Source organism: Psychrobacter sp. NPDC078409, from assembly GCF_050268505.1.
Classification (GTDB): domain Bacteria; phylum Pseudomonadota; class Gammaproteobacteria; order Pseudomonadales; family Moraxellaceae; genus Psychrobacter.
In genome coordinates, this window is the sequence record NZ_JBNNGW010000001.1 from 37894 (window position 1) to 59439 (window position 21546).

The 21546-nt window shown below is 39.5% G+C and carries 14 protein-coding genes; 8 read left to right on the forward strand and 6 right to left on the reverse strand.

Annotated features, from left to right (window positions below; all coding sequences use genetic code 11):
- Window positions 1–44 precede the first annotated feature (44 nt).
- Together ACQKC9_RS00110 and ACQKC9_RS00115 are read left to right on the forward strand one after the other, a co-directional pair.
- A complete protein-coding gene (locus tag ACQKC9_RS00110; protein ID WP_427620038.1) occupies window positions 45–491 on the forward strand; it encodes a DUF1810 domain-containing protein in 447 nt (148 codons plus the stop codon).
- Window positions 492–583: 92 nt separating this feature from the next.
- A complete protein-coding gene (locus ACQKC9_RS00115; RefSeq protein WP_414559909.1) occupies window positions 584–1201 on the forward strand; it encodes a hypothetical protein in 618 nt (205 codons plus the stop codon).
- Window positions 1202–1536: 335 nt separating this feature from the next.
- Here ACQKC9_RS00115 and ACQKC9_RS00120 read toward each other — a convergent pair whose 3' ends face one another.
- The 6 genes from ACQKC9_RS00120 to ACQKC9_RS00145 all read right to left on the reverse strand — a co-directional run bounded on the left by ACQKC9_RS00120 (window position 1537) and on the right by ACQKC9_RS00145 (window position 10316).
- Entirely contained in the window at window positions 1537–2835 is a 1299-nt protein-coding gene (locus tag ACQKC9_RS00120) for an McrC family protein (RefSeq protein WP_427620039.1), read from the reverse strand.
- Window positions 2835–5597: an AAA family ATPase gene (locus tag ACQKC9_RS00125; RefSeq protein ID WP_427620040.1), complete on the reverse strand. Its 2763-nt coding sequence runs from the start codon at window positions 5595–5597 to the stop codon at window positions 2835–2837. The genes ACQKC9_RS00120 and ACQKC9_RS00125 overlap by 1 nt, the downstream gene beginning before the upstream one ends.
- Window positions 5598–5887: 290 nt before the next feature.
- Window positions 5888–7039, reverse strand: coding sequence for a PD-(D/E)XK nuclease family protein (locus ACQKC9_RS00130; RefSeq protein ID WP_427620041.1), 1152 nt, complete (start codon window positions 7037–7039; stop codon window positions 5888–5890).
- 118 nt (window positions 7040–7157) lie between these two features.
- The gene (locus ACQKC9_RS00135; protein ID WP_427620042.1) at window positions 7158–8255 is read right to left on the reverse strand and encodes a PD-(D/E)XK nuclease family protein; all 1098 of its coding nucleotides are present in this window, start codon (window positions 8253–8255) and stop codon (window positions 7158–7160) included.
- A 162-nt stretch (window positions 8256–8417) separates the two neighbouring features.
- Window positions 8418–9212, reverse strand: a complete 795-nt coding sequence (locus tag ACQKC9_RS00140; protein ID WP_427620043.1) for a hypothetical protein — start codon at window positions 9210–9212, stop codon at window positions 8418–8420.
- Window positions 9213–9620: 408 nt separating this feature from the next.
- Complete coding sequence (locus ACQKC9_RS00145) at window positions 9621–10316, reverse strand: 3'-5' exonuclease (RefSeq protein ID WP_427620044.1); 696 nt, start codon at window positions 10314–10316, stop codon at window positions 9621–9623.
- Between the two features lie 264 nt (window positions 10317–10580).
- On the opposite strand from ACQKC9_RS00145, the gene ACQKC9_RS00150 reads away from it, so the two are divergent.
- The 6 genes from ACQKC9_RS00150 (at window position 10581) to ACQKC9_RS00175 (ending at window position 21532) form a co-directional block, all read left to right on the forward strand.
- Window positions 10581–10766, forward strand: a complete 186-nt coding sequence (locus ACQKC9_RS00150) for a helix-turn-helix transcriptional regulator (RefSeq protein ID WP_427620447.1) — start codon at window positions 10581–10583, stop codon at window positions 10764–10766.
- Between the two features lie 351 nt (window positions 10767–11117).
- Complete coding sequence (locus ACQKC9_RS00155; RefSeq protein ID WP_427620045.1) at window positions 11118–11747, forward strand: hypothetical protein; 630 nt, start codon at window positions 11118–11120, stop codon at window positions 11745–11747.
- Window positions 11748–11769: 22 nt separating this feature from the next.
- Window positions 11770–12177, forward strand: a complete 408-nt coding sequence (locus ACQKC9_RS00160; RefSeq protein ID WP_427620046.1) for an HNH endonuclease domain-containing protein — start codon at window positions 11770–11772, stop codon at window positions 12175–12177.
- Between the two features lie 352 nt (window positions 12178–12529).
- Entirely contained in the window at window positions 12530–15427 is a 2898-nt protein-coding gene (locus ACQKC9_RS00165; protein ID WP_427620047.1) for a DEAD/DEAH box helicase, read from the forward strand.
- The gene (locus ACQKC9_RS00170) at window positions 15424–20451 is read left to right on the forward strand and encodes a hypothetical protein (RefSeq protein ID WP_427620048.1); all 5028 of its coding nucleotides are present in this window, start codon (window positions 15424–15426) and stop codon (window positions 20449–20451) included. The genes ACQKC9_RS00165 and ACQKC9_RS00170 overlap by 4 nt, the downstream gene beginning before the upstream one ends.
- Entirely contained in the window at window positions 20432–21532 is a 1101-nt protein-coding gene (locus tag ACQKC9_RS00175; RefSeq protein WP_427620049.1) for a GTPase, read from the forward strand. The genes ACQKC9_RS00170 and ACQKC9_RS00175 overlap by 20 nt, the downstream gene beginning before the upstream one ends.
- The last annotated feature ends 14 nt before the right edge of the window (window positions 21533–21546 follow it).

Sequence of the window (21546 nt, forward strand, 5' to 3'; positions counted from 1 at the left end):
AGGTAGGCAAATGATCATTAATTAAATCATAAGGAGTGTGAAAAATGACAACAATAGATAAAGATTTGTTTGATGATTTTATCCAAGCTCAAAATGCTATCTATTCACAAGTGATTGAAGAGCTGACCCAAGGTCGTAAGCGCACGCATTGGATGTGGTTTATCTTTCCACAGGTTAAAGGGTTAGGGCATAGTAAAATGTCTCGACGATTTGCAATAGGGAGTCTGGAGCAAGCGAAAGCGTATTTGCAGCATCAGGTCCTTGGAGCACGGTTAATAGAGTGCGCTGAATTACTACTATTGCACCCTGACAAAAGCGCTTTAGATATCTTTGGTTCACCGGACAATCTGAAGCTGCAGTCTTCGCTAACGTTGTTTGCCTTTGCAGCTGGTAATAAGTCTGTATTTGAGCAGCTTTTATACCAGTTCTTCGCTGGCAGTTACGATATAAACACTATCAAGATGCTAAAGCAAATCAATGACCAGCAATAAAAATGAATATGATTTAACTAGTGCTAAAGTTTGATACTTCTAACCATACCAAGAAATATTAATTATCAGTGAGTATAGCAATGAAATATCATATGGACGAATCATATATAGATGACACACCTAATGCATTCCTCTACCAACGAATTATGGATCGTTACCCTAGGTCGGTTATTGGTTGCTTTATTATCAGCGAGGATTGGGATGAGCAGGCGCTACTAGAGCTAAAAGAGAAGTCAGAAGCTTGGTTTTTAGTGGGATTACAGATAGATGATATGGATTTTGATCGCTTAGATATTATCAAGGGTATTGTTAAATGTCAGCCTGATGAAGTAAAAGCTGTTACCGATCTACTCAATGTGAACGCTGCAAGTACCATCATCGGTATAGATGTTGTAGATATCAAAAACCTATTTGAATGTAGTAATTTATTCCAATTCGTTCAAGCAAGCGCCATAGGTGACTCTGAATCAAATTTAGTAAAAGTAACGACACATAAGCTTGTGAATCAATTATCAAAAGCACACCATACTAAAGGGTTGTTTATTGGAATGGAAAGCGTTCAAAGCTTACCAATAGAAGTTTTTGCCTACATAGCAGATGCTGTTGAAAGATTATTACCTAATATTGGTGAAAATATATATTACTGCTCAAGTATGACTGATGAGCCTAACTCTTTTCATTTAAAAGCAATATATGCTGAGGAGGAATAAATTTATATTATATTTAGGAAGCTCTCAGAAGGGCTAAACAACTTAAGCTGTCTTATTTTTTCGATCAATCCTAGTATGTATCAACTTTTATTCTGTAAAGTATGGACAGGCCACTAAAGTCTTGATTTAGCATAAACTTGTAGTGGATTAGCTTTTCATCAAGTAGACGATTTGGTGATGTATCAGAAAGCATGTCGATTAGGTTTTGAACAAATATTGAGGTCTTTGTAGAATTAGAGAGCTTAGCCTAGGTTTTTATTCACTTTTGTCGCTAGCATACCTGCAGAGCATTACCGATTATTTTAAATGTACTAACAATACTTTTACTGAAAGAATTAAGATAAAGTTAATGTCAAAAAATGATTCATCCATTCTCCACTAATCAACTTATTAGACTCCACACAAAATGGAATTACCCAAAGTCGTAAATCACTAGCTAGCTTAAAGTAAGGCATGGGTAAGGTAAACTTATCATGCTTAGGATAAATAAGCACCAAATCACCATTACCAGATAGATACTTATGGCCGTAGGCAAACATTTGATAAATATCACTTTGGCTCAGATCAAAGTTTTTTTGACTATTAGAGCTATTAATTAACTTCCATTTTGTGTCCATCACGTAGCGGTGCTCACCACGATGATCAATCAGTAAGTCTGGTTTTAAATAGAAGCGGTTTTTATCTGTATCAGACAGCTTGTCTCTTGCTTCAATCATGTGCTTACTAGAGGCTTGAGTTTTAAGCTGCCATGGAGACGTAACCATTTTTTTCAGACAAGCAGCAACGTGTTCTTCGAATAAACGTTCCATTGGAAACAGTAGAGAGATACCTCTATGTAAGCCTTTTTGGAAGTGAGGGTTCATTTTTTCCAGAATTATTTCACACCAGGGTTTTATATCCCTATAGTTATCCAATGTTTTGCTATTGGACCATCTAGGCATTAGATTCAAGGGATTGGTAAGGCTTTGAACAGGGTCTAATATATGTGATAGCTCATTTGCCAGACGCCAGTTTTCAGGACTACGACAGTTATCTTGGATGTAATCTAGTGCAGATTTCATAAGACGGTTTTCTAAACGATTAGGATGATAGATATCATGTCTTATATGAAAAAGGTGGGCACGCTCAGCAGGTTGACGCTGCTGAGCAGTAACGTTCAACTGACCACGTATGAATCGACTTTCTTCTTCTATTCTTAGATAGTCAAACCGCAAGCCTGAAGCAACTAATCCGTTTAGTTGAGCTAAGAATTGATGGTAAATCCACTCATGTATAGGTAGGTTCATGCGGGTGAGCTGAGCTGCATGAGCTTCTTTGTAGGGAAGGTGTAGCGCTGAGCACAGCATCTTACACAATACAGCTCTGCCGTTTTGTGGGTCATACTCTGAATTACTTATCTTAAGTAAGACTTCTATACCTTCACCAGCAGGACTTTGTAGATACCCTACATAAGAATGCAGCCTCAGGCAGTCAGGTTTTTCAAAGCTAATAAATCTACCAGAATTTGGCTGTTCGCTTAAGCTCACTAGCCAGTTAAAAGTATCGGGTTTTATGACTGCTAAATCTGGGGTAGGACTAGCCGAGGTGTCAGTAGTGAGCCTAGCGTATTCTCTGACCTGAATATGTTTTAGCATTATTCAGCCTGTAGATTAGAAGAGACAATCCCTGCATATGCTTTGGCACGATTGAAAGCCTCATTATTGATACGATAACGTCTGTCCATAATTTGGTCGGTCACACTATCATGAAACAGCGATTTAACATCGGGTGTTAAGTTATCAACTTGAATGAATTTATCATTACTGTCTTTTGCAGGGTCGTTAAGCACCCAGCCAATACGCTCCCAATCTGAGAAGAAATACTCCTGTAGTAAAGGAATAATACGGTTCTCAAATATACTGGCGAGCTCTTCTTCTCTTTCTTCATCTGATTGTAGGCCCATAAGTGACCAGAAGTAAGCATGACCTATAGTGTGCTCTCGATCTAATAATACTTCGATACGTTGATTTATCACTTCAAGTAGTTCAGATACTGAAACGTTATAAATTCTTACTTTCTCCAAGCGCTTAGGTTCTGGTAGTAGCTCAATAAATTCAAACCTACGGCGTAGCGCGAAATCAATTTGCGCCAACGATTTATCCGCAGTGTTCATCGTACCAAGTACGTATAGGTTTGAAGGTACTGAGAATTTCTCCTTAGAGTAGGGCAACGTAACTTCGCGGGCATCGCTCCCGTCTTTGCGTTTATCAGCTTCTAATAATGTAATCAGCTCACCAAATATACGCGAAATATTACCTCTATTTATCTCATCGATTATGATTAAATGAGGTTTATTAACTGAGCTTTCAGTTGAATGTACAGTAAGTAGCTCTTTAAGTTTATCTCGGTTAATCGTACTGTCTTTAAGATTATACAAAGTCATTTGAGAGAGCGCTTTTTCAAATAGCTTTTCTTTCGGAAGGCTTGTTTCATACACTCGTAACCATTTAACCTTTCTTGACTGTTGGTAGCCTATACGATCAGACAAGTCTAGAAATTCATAGTTTCCAGTTACCTCTGCTATTGCGCGAAATTTATGATTACCATCGGAGATAATTACTAGGTCGCCAGTTTTAATGACGTTCTTAAAGCTATTAACGGCAGTTGCTAGATAATTGTAAGGGTCATCCGAAAGAGAGATGTTACGGGTAGACTCAAACTTTGAAACGACCTGCTTTCTATTCTCACAACCCGTAAAGTTAATATCTTCGCCCCAGCCTAGAAGGATATAGTTATTCTCAATACACTCATTGAAAATATCTTCACCCTCGTCTTCTAGTGTATTACCAAGGGACAACTTCCAAATTTTCTTACCATCAATATTAACTGACTGCGTTGATCCAGTTCTTTCTTTCGCATTGGTATCGGCCAAACTGCATATACTCCTGAAGATACCTGGTATAACGTCATAGCTGATTATTGATTGGTTATCAGGTCCTTTATTGACGGTAGGTCTAATGCCCTCAATAAAGTCTTCGTAGGCAAAGCTTTGATGAAAGGTTGTGAATGCAATGCGCCCTTTACTAGTTAGCTCATCATACTTTTGCTTCAGCAGGATACGCTTTTCATCATCTGCTAGGTCCTTAAGCACCAACGTTTGATACCATTCGGGCTCAATACACTCCACAGCAAGTTCTGTTGTTTTATAGGTTTTACCTGTACCAGGAGGGCCGTATAAGATTCTGTTTAGTGGCTGTGGTATATAATCGTCATCGATCCCATATTCAGTACTTTTGGATGAAACAGTATTAGAGGTTTTAGCTTTATTCTTATTTTTATTTAATAACCATGCTTCATACGAAATCTCATAGAAAGTCTGATCGGTTTTTGAGGCTACGTTATCCATGGTTTCTTGATAGTTAAGCCAACCGTCTTTAGGGGCATCAATGTTCTTAGAAGTAAGCCAAGGACGAGTTTGACTATCAACAGGTAAATACTTTGATGGGTCTATGTAAAATAGATTTTGGGTAAGTTTGGTAAAAGCAGTACCTGGAATATCCATAGCAGAGTTGAATAAGTCATCATCAACATTATGAGCGCGCGCTTGATGAAATATCTGCCAAAGCATAGGGATGTACTCTGGCTTTCGTATATAACCGTATGGAAACATCCAGACCTTCTGTGGATTTGATCTAGGCAAACCATTTAAGTCAGTTGGTATAAGATTTTGTAGTTCTAGCTTAGTAAGTAATTTTGTAAGGATTTCAAGGCTTCGAGTTTCACCATACTTCATTATTAACGAAAAAAATGAGAAGGGATCCATGACCTTGACTTTGCTTTTTTCGTTTTTTATTAATTGATCCTGAAGCCCATTATCTATCCCAATCGCTATGAGAATGTCGACTAAATCTTCTTGCTTGTTTTCAAAATCAACCAGCCAATCCGAAATTGCTTTGAAGGCTGGTATCCAAGTAAATTCATATTGTTTGTTTTGACTCAATGTCATCTCCATATCTTTATAGTTATTGTCTACAAAGTTTAAGTCTTCCATTGCATCTACCAGCTCATCTCGCATTTTCCACTCAAATAAATTGCTAGAGTCATATCTACCTGTCATGACAATACGCCAATAAATTTGACCACCTTCATTGCTGACAATCTGAAATCTATTCAGTTCTTTTTGAACCTGTTTACCGAATTGAGTAATAGCACCATTAAACGTATTGTGGTGTAGATCGTACTTATCACCAAGAGCTTTACAGGTGGATTTATGACCAGGTTCTAAATAAAACGCTATTAAGACATCTAGATAGCTACGCTTCATTATATTTTTATTAGAAAGTAATTGCTTCCATTCATCTTTGGTAACAAAGGCTGGAGATACGTAGTCGCCTTCTTTGACAGTTATTATTTCCATTGATAGTTCCGTTAGCATTTAATGATGCATGGTGAAAATTGATACTATTTATTAAGGATATATCCTATTGGATTAGGTTGTTTAACTATCGCAGCTATCTTCCTGATAGCTGCTATTTTTTCAAATAAAACTTTTAGCCATGCTATCAAGTTGAGTCTTAACTTTTTTCTAATGTGGCATGATCTGAGTGAGCAAGCGCCAGAATCATTCACTATAGTTGTATTCAGCAATATGACACGGCTCATGCAATATCACGTAGTCGATGCTTAAAGTAGATACAACTAATATATTTATTTAACCAATATTGGACGATGATTTAACTCTAGGTTGTTTAGGTGATCCATTAACTCAACCATTTTGGCTGACAGATCATCTAAATCAAAAGTTTTAAATGACCAAGATATACCCCAATAAGTATTGTTCACTTCATACCAGGTTTCATTAGGCAAGCTCAACCATGAATCACCAATGATAGTTTTGAACTCTTCTACCAACTCATCAGACTGCTTGGCAATATGCAAATTAATCTTATGCGATATATCATTATCGCTAGCCTTCATCCAGAGAACGATATCAGAGCCTGTTGTCCAATTAAGATTAGAGAATTTAATGACAGGCTCATAGTAATACCACTTAGCGTGTTTTACTTTACATTCAAAGTTTTGTAGGCCACTAGTATTTAAGTCTGATGAAATTCTTGCTCCAATCTTAGGCATTAGATTGTTGTAGATATAATCATTTAATTGGGCAAATTCATTTAAGTTTTCAGTTAAAAAAGAAATCTCATTTGTATTGATATCAGTCATTGTGTTTAAGCCTTTTAAATGTAATAGGAACTCTCTGGCAAACAAAGTCCATTTGTTATAAGGGTTGTCGAACATAGTTTTTGATAAGCGTTTTTCAATATGCTCAACCAGTTCGTTGTATGAGATACCATGCCAGCCATCTGCTGCCAGATCTGCACTGACGCTACCATTGAGGCAGAGAACCAATTTAACGAGTGCCTTTAGAGTTGAGCCTTCAGTTCCATTATTGATACGTTCATTACCAAAGGCTGTGTATTCATCAAAAGGGTTGTTTTGATGATGGTAGATTTTACATTCGATCACTATGACTGCTGTGTCGGTCTCTATGAGTAAGTCAATACGCTTGCCAGTTTGCGTAGATACTTCTGTTTCTACACTCTCAAAAGTACCTAAGTCAGATAGTATGTTCTTTTTAGCAATAGCAGATTCTAGACCTCTAAAGAAACCGTTACCTAAATTATGGTGGTTGGCTGAATTTAAAAAGAAGCTGAGTAGCTCAGTTGTTGGGTTCTCAAAATGCCCTCGTGTGCCAACATCAAATAGATTTAACTCCTCATCCGTAAAGTCTAGTGCTCTGAACTTATCTATAAGGGCTTGAAACCTGTCAAGGTCATAGAGGGCTTGCGCTGATGTCATTGTAATTCCTTTTATTGGTCGTTTTTATATTGTTGGCTTAGAGCTTCTTAGGGATACCCTTAAATTGATGCACAGCGTAGTGTACATCACTGCTAATGTTCACTACGACAATCCGAAACTACCATTGGCTACGTACTTGCGTTTCAAACTCATCAAGCAAACTTAGTTTTTCAATGAGAAACTCATGTGCAGTATCTTTGTCAAAAGACTCATAAGGTGATTTATAGCATTTAACTTTGCCTGAACCCTCACTCCAAGTCGAGCTACAGTTCTCCTGTTTTAAATAGGAGTCTGCTATTTCACGTTGCTCTGGTGTGTTGATATTAAATGCATAGTAATTTATACAAAATTTATTATTTTTACGCCCATCAAGGAATAGAACAACATCTGTCTTGGTTTCCCAAGATTCGAATGAGAAACGAAGGGCAGGATAACCATGCCAATGATGAAGCTTGGTGCGCACCTTTTCATTTGGGAAAGCCCCTTGTAGTTTTTCTAATAGTTCTTTCTGATAAGCCTCAATGACCTTTTGTTTAATATCCTCTGCTTGTTTTATTTCAGCCAGATTTTCCAAGACGTATGATACAGTCTCATGAGGCATGGTTGAATCAGATATAATACCTTCCAAATGTAATATAAATTCACGAAGCAAGACCAACCATTTATTAAGTGGCTGAGTAATAAAGGCACGTGCTAACTTTTCTCTAATGCTATCAAGAAATATAGGGTAGCTTAAAGAAAGCCAATTATTAGGCGCTTTACCATTAGGCGATAGTACAACATAGATATGCTGTTTATATTTGAACTCATCATTGGACTCTATATGTTTTTGATAAGTTTTAAATGGATTCACTTGATGGTGATAGATTTTATTTTCAATCACCATCACCCAGTCATTACCCTCTAACAGTAAGTCAATTCTTTTATTACTCTTGGTGGTTACTTCACGCCCAGGCTCATTGATGACAGAGAAATCGCCAAAGTCAAAATTGGCTGACTTTGGATTGGCAACAGTTAGAGCATCAAATAGAGCCTCCATCATCAGGTTGCCTAAGCCATGCGCACCTTCACTGTCACAGAAAAAGGCTAGCACATCAGAGGTTGGGTTTTCGTAGTAACCACGGCCACCAATGCTGAATATCGTCTGTTCAGGTATTTCTGGAGTGGGTAAGCTCTTGATATGTTCTATTAATTTTTTTAACTGAATAATATCCATCAATTGACCTTAATTCGTTTATTGCTTCTTAATAATTGCGATGTAATAAAACATCCGCTATTGATATCAATTTTGAAACTATAACTATAGGCTGGTTCAAACAATCACAATGGTCAAAGCTACTGATCGAGCAACTAATGCTTTTCGAGTTTTTTTGAGAGATTATTTCCTTTTTACTCTTTTTAAGTAATCAAGATATTGAGTTGTAGAATCTTCTTTGACTTTGAGGTTCTGAGCAGTATTATCTGTGCATCGAGTTCTTATTGTTCGTGGTTTGGATTTGGTTCTTAATGTGTTTTCACTTATAGTATTAGCTGTGGCTATTCTTCCATAGGTGTTCGATGCCACTTTATCTCTTGGGATGCGGACAAATTGTTCTTTAGTGACTGGTTCAACCTTACTTTGAGAGTTGGTTTTATCTTCATTAACGAGCTTTAATTCAGAGATAAGATGCTCATTACTTTGTTCTAAGATACTGATATGTGTCTGACCTCTTTTAATAACTTCTTTCAATCTGCTTATTTCATCATTTATCTCTACAAACGATTTACTCTTTTTAATTAGCTGATTCTCCAATTCAGTTTTTTCATAAGCTAGGTTATGGTAGATGGATAGAGTTACTGGTTTTCTTTTTTTGTTCTTTCCTATTCGTTGGTCTGTTGCTATCTCAACAGGTCGCTTTCCTTCCATACCAAGTTCTAACTCCAACATTTCACACCATTCATCCAACATCATTAGTTCATTTTTGAGTTTATAAATCTTATTATCTTTATTTTCAAGTATATTGAACGGTTCGAAATCAGGCTTTAACATTGAAGTTAAGGATAAGATTCTTTCATCTTTATCTGCTACTTCAGTAGTTAGTTGCTGGTTAATAAGAAGTTGGTTGTGAAAGACGCTTTCATAGTGACTGCGACTATTTTTAGCCGCGATCATCTCAGATTTAGTTTCTTCCATTCTGTATTCTAATTTTTCAATTATTTTATTTAAGTTCTCAATCTTTTTATCTCTGTCTTGAAGAGTCTCTAGCACATTAGTTGTTGTACCATGTATTGATTCAAACCCCGATATTAATAGCGTCACCTAGGAAAAGTAAGTTTCATACCCCAGCCCTCTATACTATATAACTAATAGCATATAGAGCTTTTTCGAATTGTCAGAGTAAGATTGATCCATGGCATATGCAGATATTGATGATATTTTAAACACCACAGTATTGAGGGGTTTACTACCTAATAAGTTATAATTTTAATAAGAACTTGATCTGCTTTAGCGTTAACTATTTCTAGTATGGGTCTCAATTTTCAGTATAGCTCGACTATAAAATTGACTACGTCAGTGTATTTATAACGACTCTAATGCTTGCTAGCATGCTTGAGCTAAATAAGGGTCAACACTGTCCTGTTTAAGTAGCCATTTAATATAGCCAACACCTTCAGAGCTCGCAGCTAAATCTGCAATAGCCTCACCCTTATGTTTACCAAAACTTAAATGCGTGGGTATACGTGCCATTTGACTAAACTGATATAAGCTCTCCACATCACTTATTTCCTGACCCTGACTATTGGCCAAATCAATCAAACTACCAAGCACTAGTTCAGTGAAGTAAATATCAGCAATAGCAGCATGTGTATCCTTTGCTTGAGCACGCGCTATATCTCGGTGAAAGTGATAGAGAAGGGACACTAGCTTATGGCTCTCAAGCGTAGGGAGAAGGAAGTTTGCCATCGCATTGGTACAAATCAGACTAGGTATATGGGTCACGCCAGCATTTTTAAGAACAGCCATGTCAAAATCAATGTTGTGTCCAATTAAATACTCAACACTGTTGGGCAGTCTAAAATCTGTATGAGGTGGCTCATCCGCAATATCCTCATCACAAATATGTGATATCGCCATAGAGCCCAAGCTAATTTCTTTGAGAGGATTAAAGCGCTTAGCTCTTGGTTCCTGTAATACTGTCACCTTGCCATCGTTTATTTCAACAATAGAATAGGCCGCTTCAGTCATGTGCGGTTCAATAAGTCCCGTCGTTTCTGTGTCAAGTATATAAGTAGTCATAATTTCATTTGTAGTTCTGATTTGAGGATGAGATTTAAAATAGGGAGATATTTGATGTTATTAGCATCGGCTCAGACAGCTAATAGTAAGTAACAAATTAACATATAAATTGTTAATAGCTATAATTTATTGGACTTATTGATTAAGCGAGCTCTAGCCGTTGAAACTATATATTAGGACTAAACTAAGGATTCGATCATGAAAAATTTACATCTATAAAAACCAATAATCGAACGATGTAATAATATCTCCCAACTTCTTAGCATTAAGGATGTTATTAATTATACTAGCCTTAGTCGTTCTACCATCTACGAGATGATTAACGAGGATTCTGATCGCTACGATCCAACATTCCCGAAAAAAGTACAACTTACAAAATTCAGAGTAATGTGGGTAGCGAGTGAAATAGCCGAGTGGATTAATAACAAAATCGGGGAACGCTTAGCATAAACAATAGAAAAGCTACTGAATAAATATTATGGGTGTAGCTACCTTAGAGTGAGCACTAGCTGAACGTAATAACTAAAAAGATGTAATTCGTTTGAAGTTGATTGATATGATAAGTTACTCTAGCAGGGTTGGCTGGATCAAATAAAACAGCTTCATTTTTAGGCCCAGCATTACATAACGAAAGGCTTAGTAGAGTTAAACCCATATAAATCCGCTACATCCTCCTCCTCGCTAACCATAATAGTGTATAGCTTGCACTCAGCTTCCTTGTATCGAAATTATTTGAGCTAAACTATAGTATAAGTCTGAACTACAGAGAGTTAATTAATCGTACCTCTAAGGATCCTTATAGTGCCTACAGCAGAATTTCAGCTTAACTTTCTAAGACGTATTCAATGGTTGCTTGAATCTAGCTCTTATACCTCGACCTATAAATTTGCATTATTAATATCAGTAACCAACCTCTCTATAGAGTCTGGGACTAGTGATAACAGTGAATGCATTATTTCTTATGAGCAGTTGGCAGAGCAGTTTATTCAGCTTTATTGGACACAAGCATTACCATTCTCAGATCAATATGGTGAATCTATACTCAAGCAAAGCAGTACAACAGGCAAAGCTAAGGTCATTACTAGTATCTTAACCTTGCAAGAAAAAACTAAGACGACCAACTTAAATATAGCTCGGACACGTAATATCAAAAAGTGGCAATCGACAATTAAAGAAATAGCCCGAACGATTAAAAACAACCCTGCCAAGTATCTACAAAGTGCAGAAGATAAAGTTAGCCGTGAATTCTTTTATATCTATAACTCAAGAGAAAAAGTAATCATATTAAAGTCTGGGATCGCTTACTGTTTTGCGCGGTTTAGTCAGATAATCCATAAGCTTTGCCAGCAATACTGGACAGAGTTTGTACGTAACAATCGTCACAACCAATCATATTTCAGTGATGATATTGATTTACAAGGTTTTTTTTAATCAAACACGCCAAGATCTAAGCTTGTTAGTACCTATACTAAATGATACACAGCATGGTCAGTGCTTCTACTGTCAAAAACCATTAAAGAAAGACGTCGAAGTTGATCATTTTGTACCTTGGTCAAAATATCCCAATGACACGACTCATAATTTTGTACTGACTGATCATAAATGTAATAACAGTAAACGTGACTATCTTGCTGAAGAGAGGTTTTATGAGAAGTGGTTGAGGCGTAACCAACAATATGGACAAGTTATTGAAAAAGAAACACACGGTATTGGCTTTATAAGCAATCAGAAGCGTTCAGAAACTATTAGCCAATGGGCTTACCAAGTAGCTGTAGAGCATGAAGACCTAGTCTGGTCACCAGAGTCAAATATAAGGCTACGTACTATCAACCCTGAGCTATTACCTAGATTGAGGGGTTGATAGTTTAAATATATCTATTTTATGACTAATCGCTTGTTGAGAATCAGTGTAGAGCTAATTATACGCAAATCTTATCTGATTAATTCGATACAGATTAAATTAAATATGCTTATCGTTCTGAAACAATTACGTTATAATCATTAGTCGACAATTTAGCTCAACAATTTTCTAGAAAACCTGAGTTTATATTCAAATGACTAAAGTTTTAAATTCTAATGGTTATTAGCTTTAATACAGCGCGTATCATCTAAAATTAAAAGTATTAATAAATTGGTTTTTATAGTTTTTGCAGGTGAAGTACTCACTATCACACGCATTTATCAAATTTAAAATAAAAGTAAGGAACGGCATTATGTCGCAACGTTATGCACCCGGTATTCGTGTAGAAATTCGTGATGCTGAGTGGCGAATTAAACGTACTGATCACACTTCTGATGGCGGCTATCTTCTGACCTGTGAAGGCCTGTCTGAGCTAGTTCGAGGTCGTGAAGCGGCATTTTTAACTAAGATTGAACCCAATATTCGTATTCTGGCACCGGAAGAGACAGATCTGGTGGATGATATCAGTAGCAGCTATCGTGCAAGTCGTCTGTATTTAGATACGTTGATTAGACAAGCGCCACCAGTGGATGAGAAGATATATTTAGGCCAAAAAGCAGCATTAGATGTGATGCCGTTCCAGTTTCAGCCAGCACGCCAAGCATTGCAACAACCTCGGTCGCGTATTTTAATCGCTGATAGCGTGGGGCTTGGTAAAACTCTCGAAGCGGGTATCTTGGTCAGTGAGCTGATAGCACGTGGTAAAGGTAAGCGCATCTTGGTATTGGCCGTAAAGTCTATGTTGACTCAGTTTCAACAAGAGTTTTGGAACCGATTTAGTATTGGCCTGACCCGCCTTGACTCACAAGGATTACAACGAGTCCGTAACCGGATTCCTACTAATCACAATCCCTTTCACTATTTTGACCGCTCGATTATCTCTATTGATACCATTAAGCAAGATATTGATTATCGTCATTATCTAGAGCAGGCATACTGGGATATTATCATCATTGATGAGGCGCATAACGTAGCTGAGCGCAGTAGTCATTCGCAGCGGGCCCGCTTGGCTAAGCTATTGGCCACACGTTCTGATACGCTCATCATGCTATCTGCGACACCGCATGACGGTAAGCCAGAAAGCTTTGCCAGCCTTATGAACATGTTGGATCCTACAGCAATTGCTAATCCCTCTGATTACGCAAAAGAAGATTTTCGTGATAAAGGTTTGGTCATCCGCCGCTTTAAAGAAGATATTCGTGAGCAACTTAGCAGCAATTTCCCTGATCGTGACATTGCTAAGCGTATGTCGACAGCAAGTGTGCCAGAAGAGCATACCTATGACACGCTACTAGAGACAGAGTTTAAGACGCTTAAAAGTGCGGGTGCGGGGCAGCTGTTCCGAACCACGTTAAGTAAAGCGCTATTCTCAAGTCCTGCTGCTTTGCTAAGCATGATTGCCAACCGCTCACAGCGTCTTAAATCAAGGTTAGAAAAAGAGACGGCTGAGGATAAGCGAGAAGATATTCAAAGTGATTTAAACCAACTGCATACGTTACTCAAAGCAGCAGAGAGCATTGATTCTAAAAGCTTTAGTAAGTATCAAAAGCTGGTAGAGCTGCTGAAAATGGATACCGAAGAGGGGCTAAGTTTTGATTGGGATCCAAAAGACTCGTCAGACCGTTTGGTTATCTTCACAGAGAGTATCCCAACGCTTGAATTCTTGGAAACGCATCTGCCGAAAGATCTTAAGATCAAGAAAGACCAAGTGCTTATCTTACGTGGGGATATGAGCGATAAAGAACTGGCACAAACAGTAGATGCATTTAACCAAAAGAACCATCCTGCTAGATTGCTGATTTGTTCTGATGTGGCATCAGAGGGTATTAACTTGCATCACTTGAGTCATCGCATGGTGCACTTTGATATTCCTTGGTCATTAATGGTGTTCCAGCAGCGTAATGGTCGTATTGATCGCTATGGTCAAACGCAACAACCTCTGATTCGTTACTTACTGACAGACAGCAGCAACCAGAAGATTAAGGGTGATAATCGTATTCTAGAGGTGCTTATCGAAAAAGATGCTCAGGCTGGCAAGAATATTGGTGACCCCAGTGAGTTCAACAAAGAAGAGGGCGAAGCGATTACTGCTGAGTTGATAGAGCGTGATAATAACATCGATGATTTGGATGATCTGCTAGGAGACTTCTTTAACGGTACATATGAGACTGGTAGCGAGCCTGTAGATATTGTTGAGTCATTCACGCCAATCAACGAGAGCTTAGCAGTTGATGAGATGCTGGGTATCCGCCCACAGATATTCGATAACGATATGGACTATGCTACGGCCGCAGTTAATTGGCTACAAGAAGATGCGGGTGTTGCGCTACAAGTTAGTATTGATGGTGATATGCTGCGTTTAACTGCGCCTAGTGATCTCAAGCAGCGCCGCCGCTTTTTACCAAAAGAGGTGTGGCCGCAAGACGATCGCTTTGTATTAACTAGCGACAGTCAAAAAATCAGTGATGAGCTCAAGCGTTGCCGAGAAGAAGACACCCCGTGGCCTAGCATTCACTATCTGTGGCCCCTTCATCCTGTTGTGCAGTGGCTATATGATCGCTCGCTCAATGCGTTTGGTCGTCATACGGCTCCTGTCATCCGTATTCCGCAGCAGCTGGAGCAAGATGAGCATTGGTATGTGCTACATGGCGGTTTCCCCAATCGCCGCGGGCAGGTACATCTACAAAGCTGGTGTGCCGTGCATATCAAAGACAATCAAGTTATCGACAGCTGCGATTTGGAAGAGTTCTTACAACGGATAAACCTAAATAAGCTGGTTAATCCAGGTCGCCGTAGTGAGACCAGTGCGTTATCTAAGCTGCTACCTATAGCTATAAACCATGCCAAGCAACAGCTGGAGCAAGAGCGTATACAGTATGAGCAGACCAGTAATGCTGTATTAGAGGAGCAAATAGACGCGCTAAATACGCTAAAGAGTAAGCACATTAGCCAGTTGGAGCTTGACCTAGAAGGCTTGAGCGGTAGCAAGCAAGATACAAAACGCTATAGCCGCGAAAGTGAAATTAATCGTATTTTTGATGATTATTTTGAATGGTTAGAAAATACGCAGCTCATTGAAAAACAACCTTACATACAAGTCGCCGCAGTCTTTACCGGCATGCCCCATCAGGATACAGGAGCCGTGCTATGAATTTAACCGGAATCAGTAATGAAAACGAATTTTATAGCCAGCACTATATGGCAGAGATATTTGCCGGTGACAGTGATGTAAAAGGGCTTCAAGACAGCTGGCAACAGCAAGAAACTACAGCTCGCGAAGCGGCACTGACTGAGCAAGATAAGAAAAATGCTTGGCGCACGCCTTGGAATCAAATGAGCAGAAATGCTCGAGAGACGTTGTTGCTACTTGATGAATATGGTCACAAGCAAAGCATTTCAGACAGACTAACCTTGGGTCGTGATGTATTACGAAGCTTGCTGTCTACCTTTGAGCTGCCTTATGCACCTCGTGCACAGTATGTCGAGCATACCCAAAGTTATGTGCCACTACTGGGTGAGATAAAAAACAGCCAAGGTGAGCCGCTGTTATGGATTTTAGAAGCTCAGGCGCTAGGCAGTGATTATGATGCTGATAGCGATCCACTGGCATTGCCTCTGTATTCGGCACAGATGAAAGGCTTAGAGGGTTATCCTTCATTCGAGCAACAATCAGAGCAAGAGTCAGAAGGTAATTGGCAAAAACTGCTATCTAGTACGATATTTAGCCAAACCCTGCCACCACGTTGGGTCATTCTTGCCAGCCCTTATCAGTGGCTGTTAATCGACCGTAGTAAATATGCTCAGAACCGCTTAATTCGCTTTGACTGGAAAGAGATATTCAGTCGCCGTGAGTTAGATACTCTAAAAGCAACCACTGTGCTGCTTCATAAAGAAGCTCTGTTAGATGCCAAGGGTCAAACATTACTAGATACGCTTGATGAAAATGCGCACAAACATGCTTATGGCGTATCAGAGGATTTAAAATATGCACTGCGTGAGTGTATTGAGCTATTAGGTAATGAAGCGTCACAGCAGCTGATTGCCAAAGCCAGTCAGAATAAAAAAGGCATTTTTAGTGGTAAAAACCAACTAGACCCTGATGAGCTGTCTCGCCAATGCTTGCGTTATATGTATCGATTGCTGTTTTTGTTCTATATCGAGGCGCGTCCTGAGCTTGGCTATGCGCCAACGGGTAGTGAGGTATATCTAAAAGGCTACTCATTAGAGCACTTGCGCGAGCTTGAGCTGATGCCACTGACCAATGAGCAAGAGCGTCAAGGTCGATACTTTAACGACTCGCTGAATATTCTGTTTGCACTAGTATCAGAGGGTACGCCTGAGCAGCATGGTGATATATTTGGCGCAGCGCAGCAGACCGGCCGTGATGCCTTTACCATGACCGCGCTCAAGTCGCACTTATTCGATCCCAAAAAGACTGCGTTACTTAGTAAGGTTGTCTTCCCGAACCATTTATTACAGCGTGTGATTCAGCTGATGTCGTTGAGTCGTCCGGCCAAAGGCAAGCGTCGCCGTGGTCGTATCTCATACGCACAGCTTGGTATTAACCAGTTGGGTGCGGTCTATGAGGCATTATTGAGCTATCGCGGCTTCTTCGCTAACGAAGACTTGTATGAGGTAAAAAAGGCGGGCGACAAATACAATATCCTAGATACTGGCTATTTTGTTAATGCTGAGGCATTAGAGCAATATAAAGACGATGAGAAGGTCTATGAAAAAGAGGCTGCTGACCAATATGGCAATAAACAGCTGAAAAAATACGCTAAGGGTACGTTTATCTACCGTATGGCAGGCCGTGACCGTGAGAAGTCTGCGTCTTACTACACCCCAGAGGTGTTGACCAAAAGCTTAGTGAAATATGCGCTAAAAGAGCTGTATGTACAGCAGCTTGAACCTCTGGTTAATGACCGTGAACGGGCTGAAAAGCTATTGCAGTTTACGGTGTGTGAGCCGGCGATGGGTAGCGCGGCGTTCTTAAACGAAGCCATTAACCAGCTTGCTGAGAAGTATCTAGAGCTGATGCAAAGCGCCAACGATGAGCGCATTGCGCAGCAGGAGTATGTCAAAGAGCTACAAAAAGTCAAAATGTATCTGGCAGACAACAACGTCTACGGGATTGACTTAAACCCAGTAGCGGTAGAGCTGGCAGAGGTGTCATTGTGGCTAAACGCCTTGTCGGCAGACCGCTTCGTGCCTTGGTTTGGGATGCAGCTGTATAACGGTAACTCATTGATTGGTGCGCGCCGTGAGGTGTATAAGCTGACTCAGACGGGTGCCAAAAAGAACGACTCTAAGCAGTGGTTGCAAAACGCGCCAGAAGCGGTTGCTATGAATAAGCCACGTGCGAAGGATGAGATTTGGCACTTCTTACTGCCTTCGGAGGGTATGGCTAATTATAAGGATAAAGAGGTTAAGAGCTTATATCCTAAGCAGTTTGACACTATCAAGGATTGGCGCAAAGACTTCTTAAAACCGCTCGATGGCGACGAGCAGCGCCGTCTGAAGGCACTCAGTGAGAAGGTCGAGGAGCTATGGCAACTGCATACCAAAGAGCAGCGCAATATCCGTCAAAAGACCACTGACCCTTATGATATCTATGGGATGCCCAGTACCGGACGTACCCAGACCTCGATCGACTATAAAGATCAGGTGTTGACTCAAGAGCTGTATGCCGAGGGTCTAAGCAACAGTAGCGCTTTTGGTCGTCTGAAGTTAGCAATGGACTATTGGTGTGCATTATGGTTTTGGCCGATTGAGCAAGCAGATGAGCTGCCAAGCCGTGATGAGTGGCTGTTCGAGCTTGAGAGCTTACTGCTGGGTGATACCATTGGAGTGCAGACAGGCAATCAGCAAGACTTGTTTGCAGAAACGCAGAACTTAGAGGAAGGCAAGCGCTTCGTTAGTAAATACGGCGTGGTCGATACCAAGCTGCTCAAGCAAGCCTTTCCGCGTTTGGCACTGGTTGAAGAGCTTGCTGATGAGCATAAGTTCTTCCACTGGACACTACAGTTTGCGGATGTGTTTGCTGGCAAGCCGAAAAAAGATAAAACTGATCAAGTCCATGATGGTGGTTTTGACTTGATGTTGGGGAATCCGCCGTGGTTATTAGTTGGTTGGAACTCCAGTGCTGTATTAGGGGATTTTGAACCACAATTAATTTTGCGCAACTTTAGTGCTAATAAAGCAGGGCAGTTGCGTGATGGGATTTTTGAGCAGAACCCTGCCGTAAAAAGTGCATGGTTAGTGGAGTATGAACAAAGCACCGGTACGCAAAACTTTCTCGGTGACATAAGTAATTATCCATTGCTGCAAGGTCAAAAAGCTAACCTCTATAAGTGCTTTTTGCCACAAGCATGGAACAATACCAGCGAACAGGGTGTCAGTGGATTTCTACACCCAGAAGGTGTTTATGATGATCCAAATGCAGGAAGTTTAAGGACAGCTATCTATCCTCTCTTGCGTGCACACTACCAATTTCAAAATGAGTTTGGATTGTTTCCAATTTATAATCGTAGTAAGTTTAGCGTTAATATTTTTGGTAGGAAGCGTAATACTCCAAGGTTTGACAATATAGCTAACTTGTTTGTGCCACGAACTATTGATGGTTGTTACCAATTAGCTGGTAGCAGGTTAGTGAGTGGAATAAAAATGGATAGTGGTGAGTGGAATGTTGAAGGGCACCCTGATCGTATTATCCATGTTGGCGAGAAGGAGTTAACTCTTTTTGCTCAACTTTATGATGAAGTGGGAACTCATTATCTAGCTGCTCGATTACCAGGTATTCATGCCAAACAATTAATTAAAGTAGTATCAAATTTTGCTGCTCAACCTAAACGCTTAAGTGACTTACAAGAAAGCTATTTTTCAACACAGCATTGGAATGAGTTTAACGCGCAACGTGATGAAACTATTCGGCGTGAAACTTGCTTTCCAAAAGACGCCAGTGAGTGGGTTCTATCTGGTCCTCATTTTTATGTTGGAAACCTTCTCCATCAAACACCAAAATCCATATGTGAGACTCATCGTGCTTATGATGGAGTCGACTTACTCACGCTCTCTGATAGTTATTTACCAAGAACTAATTATGTGCCGGCGTGCAGTTATGATAACTATAGAGCACGAACGCCATATGTAAGTTGGAGTGAGAAGGGTCAAGAACAAGCTGGAAAAGTAACAGATTATTACCGCCTAGCTCTAAGAGCAATGATTAGTGTTGGTTCTGAGAAAAGCCTTATATCATCGTTAATTCCAAAAAAAGTGGCACATACTAATGGAGTTAGAACATATGCTTTTAAATCTGAGGATTTATTAATAGCGGTTTCTGGTGTCTGCTTTTCAATAATTTATGACTTTATGATGAAGCTTTCTGGCCGAACTAATTTACACCAAAGTATTGAGGATTATGCTTTACCAGAAAAAGTTGTTTCCAACCCTATCTTTGAAAGTAGGGTCTTAGTATTATCTTGTCTCACAAACCATTATAGCGAGCTTTGGGAATCCTGCTGGCGCACAGCTTTTATTGAACAATACTGGAGCATCGCCGCTGACAGCGACCACCCCGGTGCTAAAGTTCTAAATCAAGACTTTTTCCAACAACTCACCAGCAATTGGCAACGCAACTGTGCCCTACGCAGCGATTACGCTCGCCGGCAAGCCCTAGTGGAAATTGACGTCCTCGTCGCCCAAGCCCTTGGACTCACCCTTGATGAGCTGCTCACCATCTACCGCGTCCAGTTCCCTGTAATGCGCCAATACGAAGCGGATACTTGGTATGACCAAAATGGCCGTATTGTCTTTACGCCAAGTAAAGGTCTAGTCGATGTGGGTCTACCACGCACCGCCCGGAAAGCAGACCTCGATAATGGCATAAGTTATGGCGTGACTGAATATGAAAATACCGATACCGAAATGGACGAAGGTGCAAATAAAGCTAAACGCCAAGAAGCAGGTGTTATTTTAGGCTGGAATGACATCCAAGATCTAAAAGCTGGCGATACCGTTAGCAAGACCTATATGGATGACACTCAACCTGGCGGCCCAGCAGAGCGCACCATTGTGTACGAAGCGCCCTTCTTTAAGCCTGATCGTGAAGAAGACTATGCGATTGCATGGACGTTTTTTGAAGGAGAAGAGAATAATGTCAGAGAATGGAATTAATATTTTAGTCTTAGGTAAGTCAGGAGTAGGTAAGAGTAGCTTTTGTAACTACATATTTGATGAAGGGGTTTTTCTTACAGGCAAAGGCAAGCCAGTAACGGGATGGAATGAACATCTTAAACACTACTCAGTTGATTACGAACACTATAATTTAAATGTTTACGATAGTGTGGGGATTGAAACAGATAATTATAAAGAGTGGAAAAGTAAACTCTATCAGTTTCTAAATAACAGAAGTCATTACTCGAATAAAAATCCTATGGAATGGGTACATGGTGCTTTTTATTTGATTAATGCTGCTTCAGCGCGTATAGAGAATATCGAGGCAGAGCTTATAAAAGATATTTCTTCTAAGCATAGTGTACCCCTTGTAGTTGTACTTACTAACGTAGATGCAGCAAGTCCAATCGAAATTAAAAGTATTAAGGATGAGCTGAATAAATTATGCACTAAAGATTCTATTAATATTGAAATAACTGAAGTTTGTTCTGTTTCAATTAAAACAAGAGCTGGTGTTAAAAATAGATATGGAAAAGAAGAGACCCTTAATTTATTTTTAACAAGTTTAGATGAAAAGTTACGAGTCTCTTTGATAAATTATTTTGCTGACGTCTATATTTCTTTTCTTGAGAATCTGAGAGATAGTATGAAAAGTAAAATTAATGAGTCAGATTTAGGTATTTTTAATCTTATTAAATCTGCCATTGAGGATACTGATCTCGAAGATATTATAAACTTTGATACGGATTCTTTAGAGCAGTTAATGAATGAAAGGTCTGAATCGGTAGAGCAGTTGGATGGCTTTCTAGATAGATTGGGTTTTTCTTATGATAGTTCTACGAGAACTAGTTGGGATGAATTGGAGTCTGAAATAGAGGAAAGCTTAGAGGAAGGTAGCAATGTGATGGATGCTTTTATTGAATCTGTTGAAAGTGCATTTGAAAGTGGTGGTTTTCTAGATAAGTTAAAAGCATCTTATGAAGTTTTGAAGCTGATAGCAGATTTAAAAGGTTCTGTTAACAGCTTTATTGATGATGTCGTTAACCCAGCTATCTCTAAACTTTATAAATATAAGGTTTGATTTTTATTTTAAGA

Excerpts from the sequence above, each read along its gene's own strand:
- ACQKC9_RS00165 (WP_427620047.1), top strand. The coding sequence starts at position 12,530 with ATGTCGCAACGTTATGCACCCGGTATTCGTGTAGAAATTCGTGATGCT.
- ACQKC9_RS00120 (WP_427620039.1), bottom strand. The coding sequence starts at position 2,835 with ATGCTAAAACATATTCAGGTCAGAGAATACGCTAGGCTCACTACTGAC.
- ACQKC9_RS00115 (WP_414559909.1), top strand. The coding sequence starts at position 584 with ATGGACGAATCATATATAGATGACACACCTAATGCATTCCTCTACCAA.
- ACQKC9_RS00125 (WP_427620040.1), bottom strand. The coding sequence starts at position 5,597 with ATGGAAATAATAACTGTCAAAGAAGGCGACTACGTATCTCCAGCCTTT.
- ACQKC9_RS00175 (WP_427620049.1), top strand. The coding sequence starts at position 20,432 with ATGTCAGAGAATGGAATTAATATTTTAGTCTTAGGTAAGTCAGGAGTA.
- ACQKC9_RS00145 (WP_427620044.1), bottom strand. The coding sequence starts at position 10,316 with ATGACTACTTATATACTTGACACAGAAACGACGGGACTTATTGAACCG.
- ACQKC9_RS00130 (WP_427620041.1), bottom strand. The coding sequence starts at position 7,039 with ATGACATCAGCGCAAGCCCTCTATGACCTTGACAGGTTTCAAGCCCTT.
- ACQKC9_RS00110 (WP_427620038.1), top strand. The coding sequence starts at position 45 with ATGACAACAATAGATAAAGATTTGTTTGATGATTTTATCCAAGCTCAA.
- ACQKC9_RS00170 (WP_427620048.1), top strand. The coding sequence starts at position 15,424 with ATGAATTTAACCGGAATCAGTAATGAAAACGAATTTTATAGCCAGCAC.
- ACQKC9_RS00140 (WP_427620043.1), bottom strand. The coding sequence starts at position 9,212 with ATGGAAGAAACTAAATCTGAGATGATCGCGGCTAAAAATAGTCGCAGT.
- ACQKC9_RS00135 (WP_427620042.1), bottom strand. The coding sequence starts at position 8,255 with ATGGATATTATTCAGTTAAAAAAATTAATAGAACATATCAAGAGCTTA.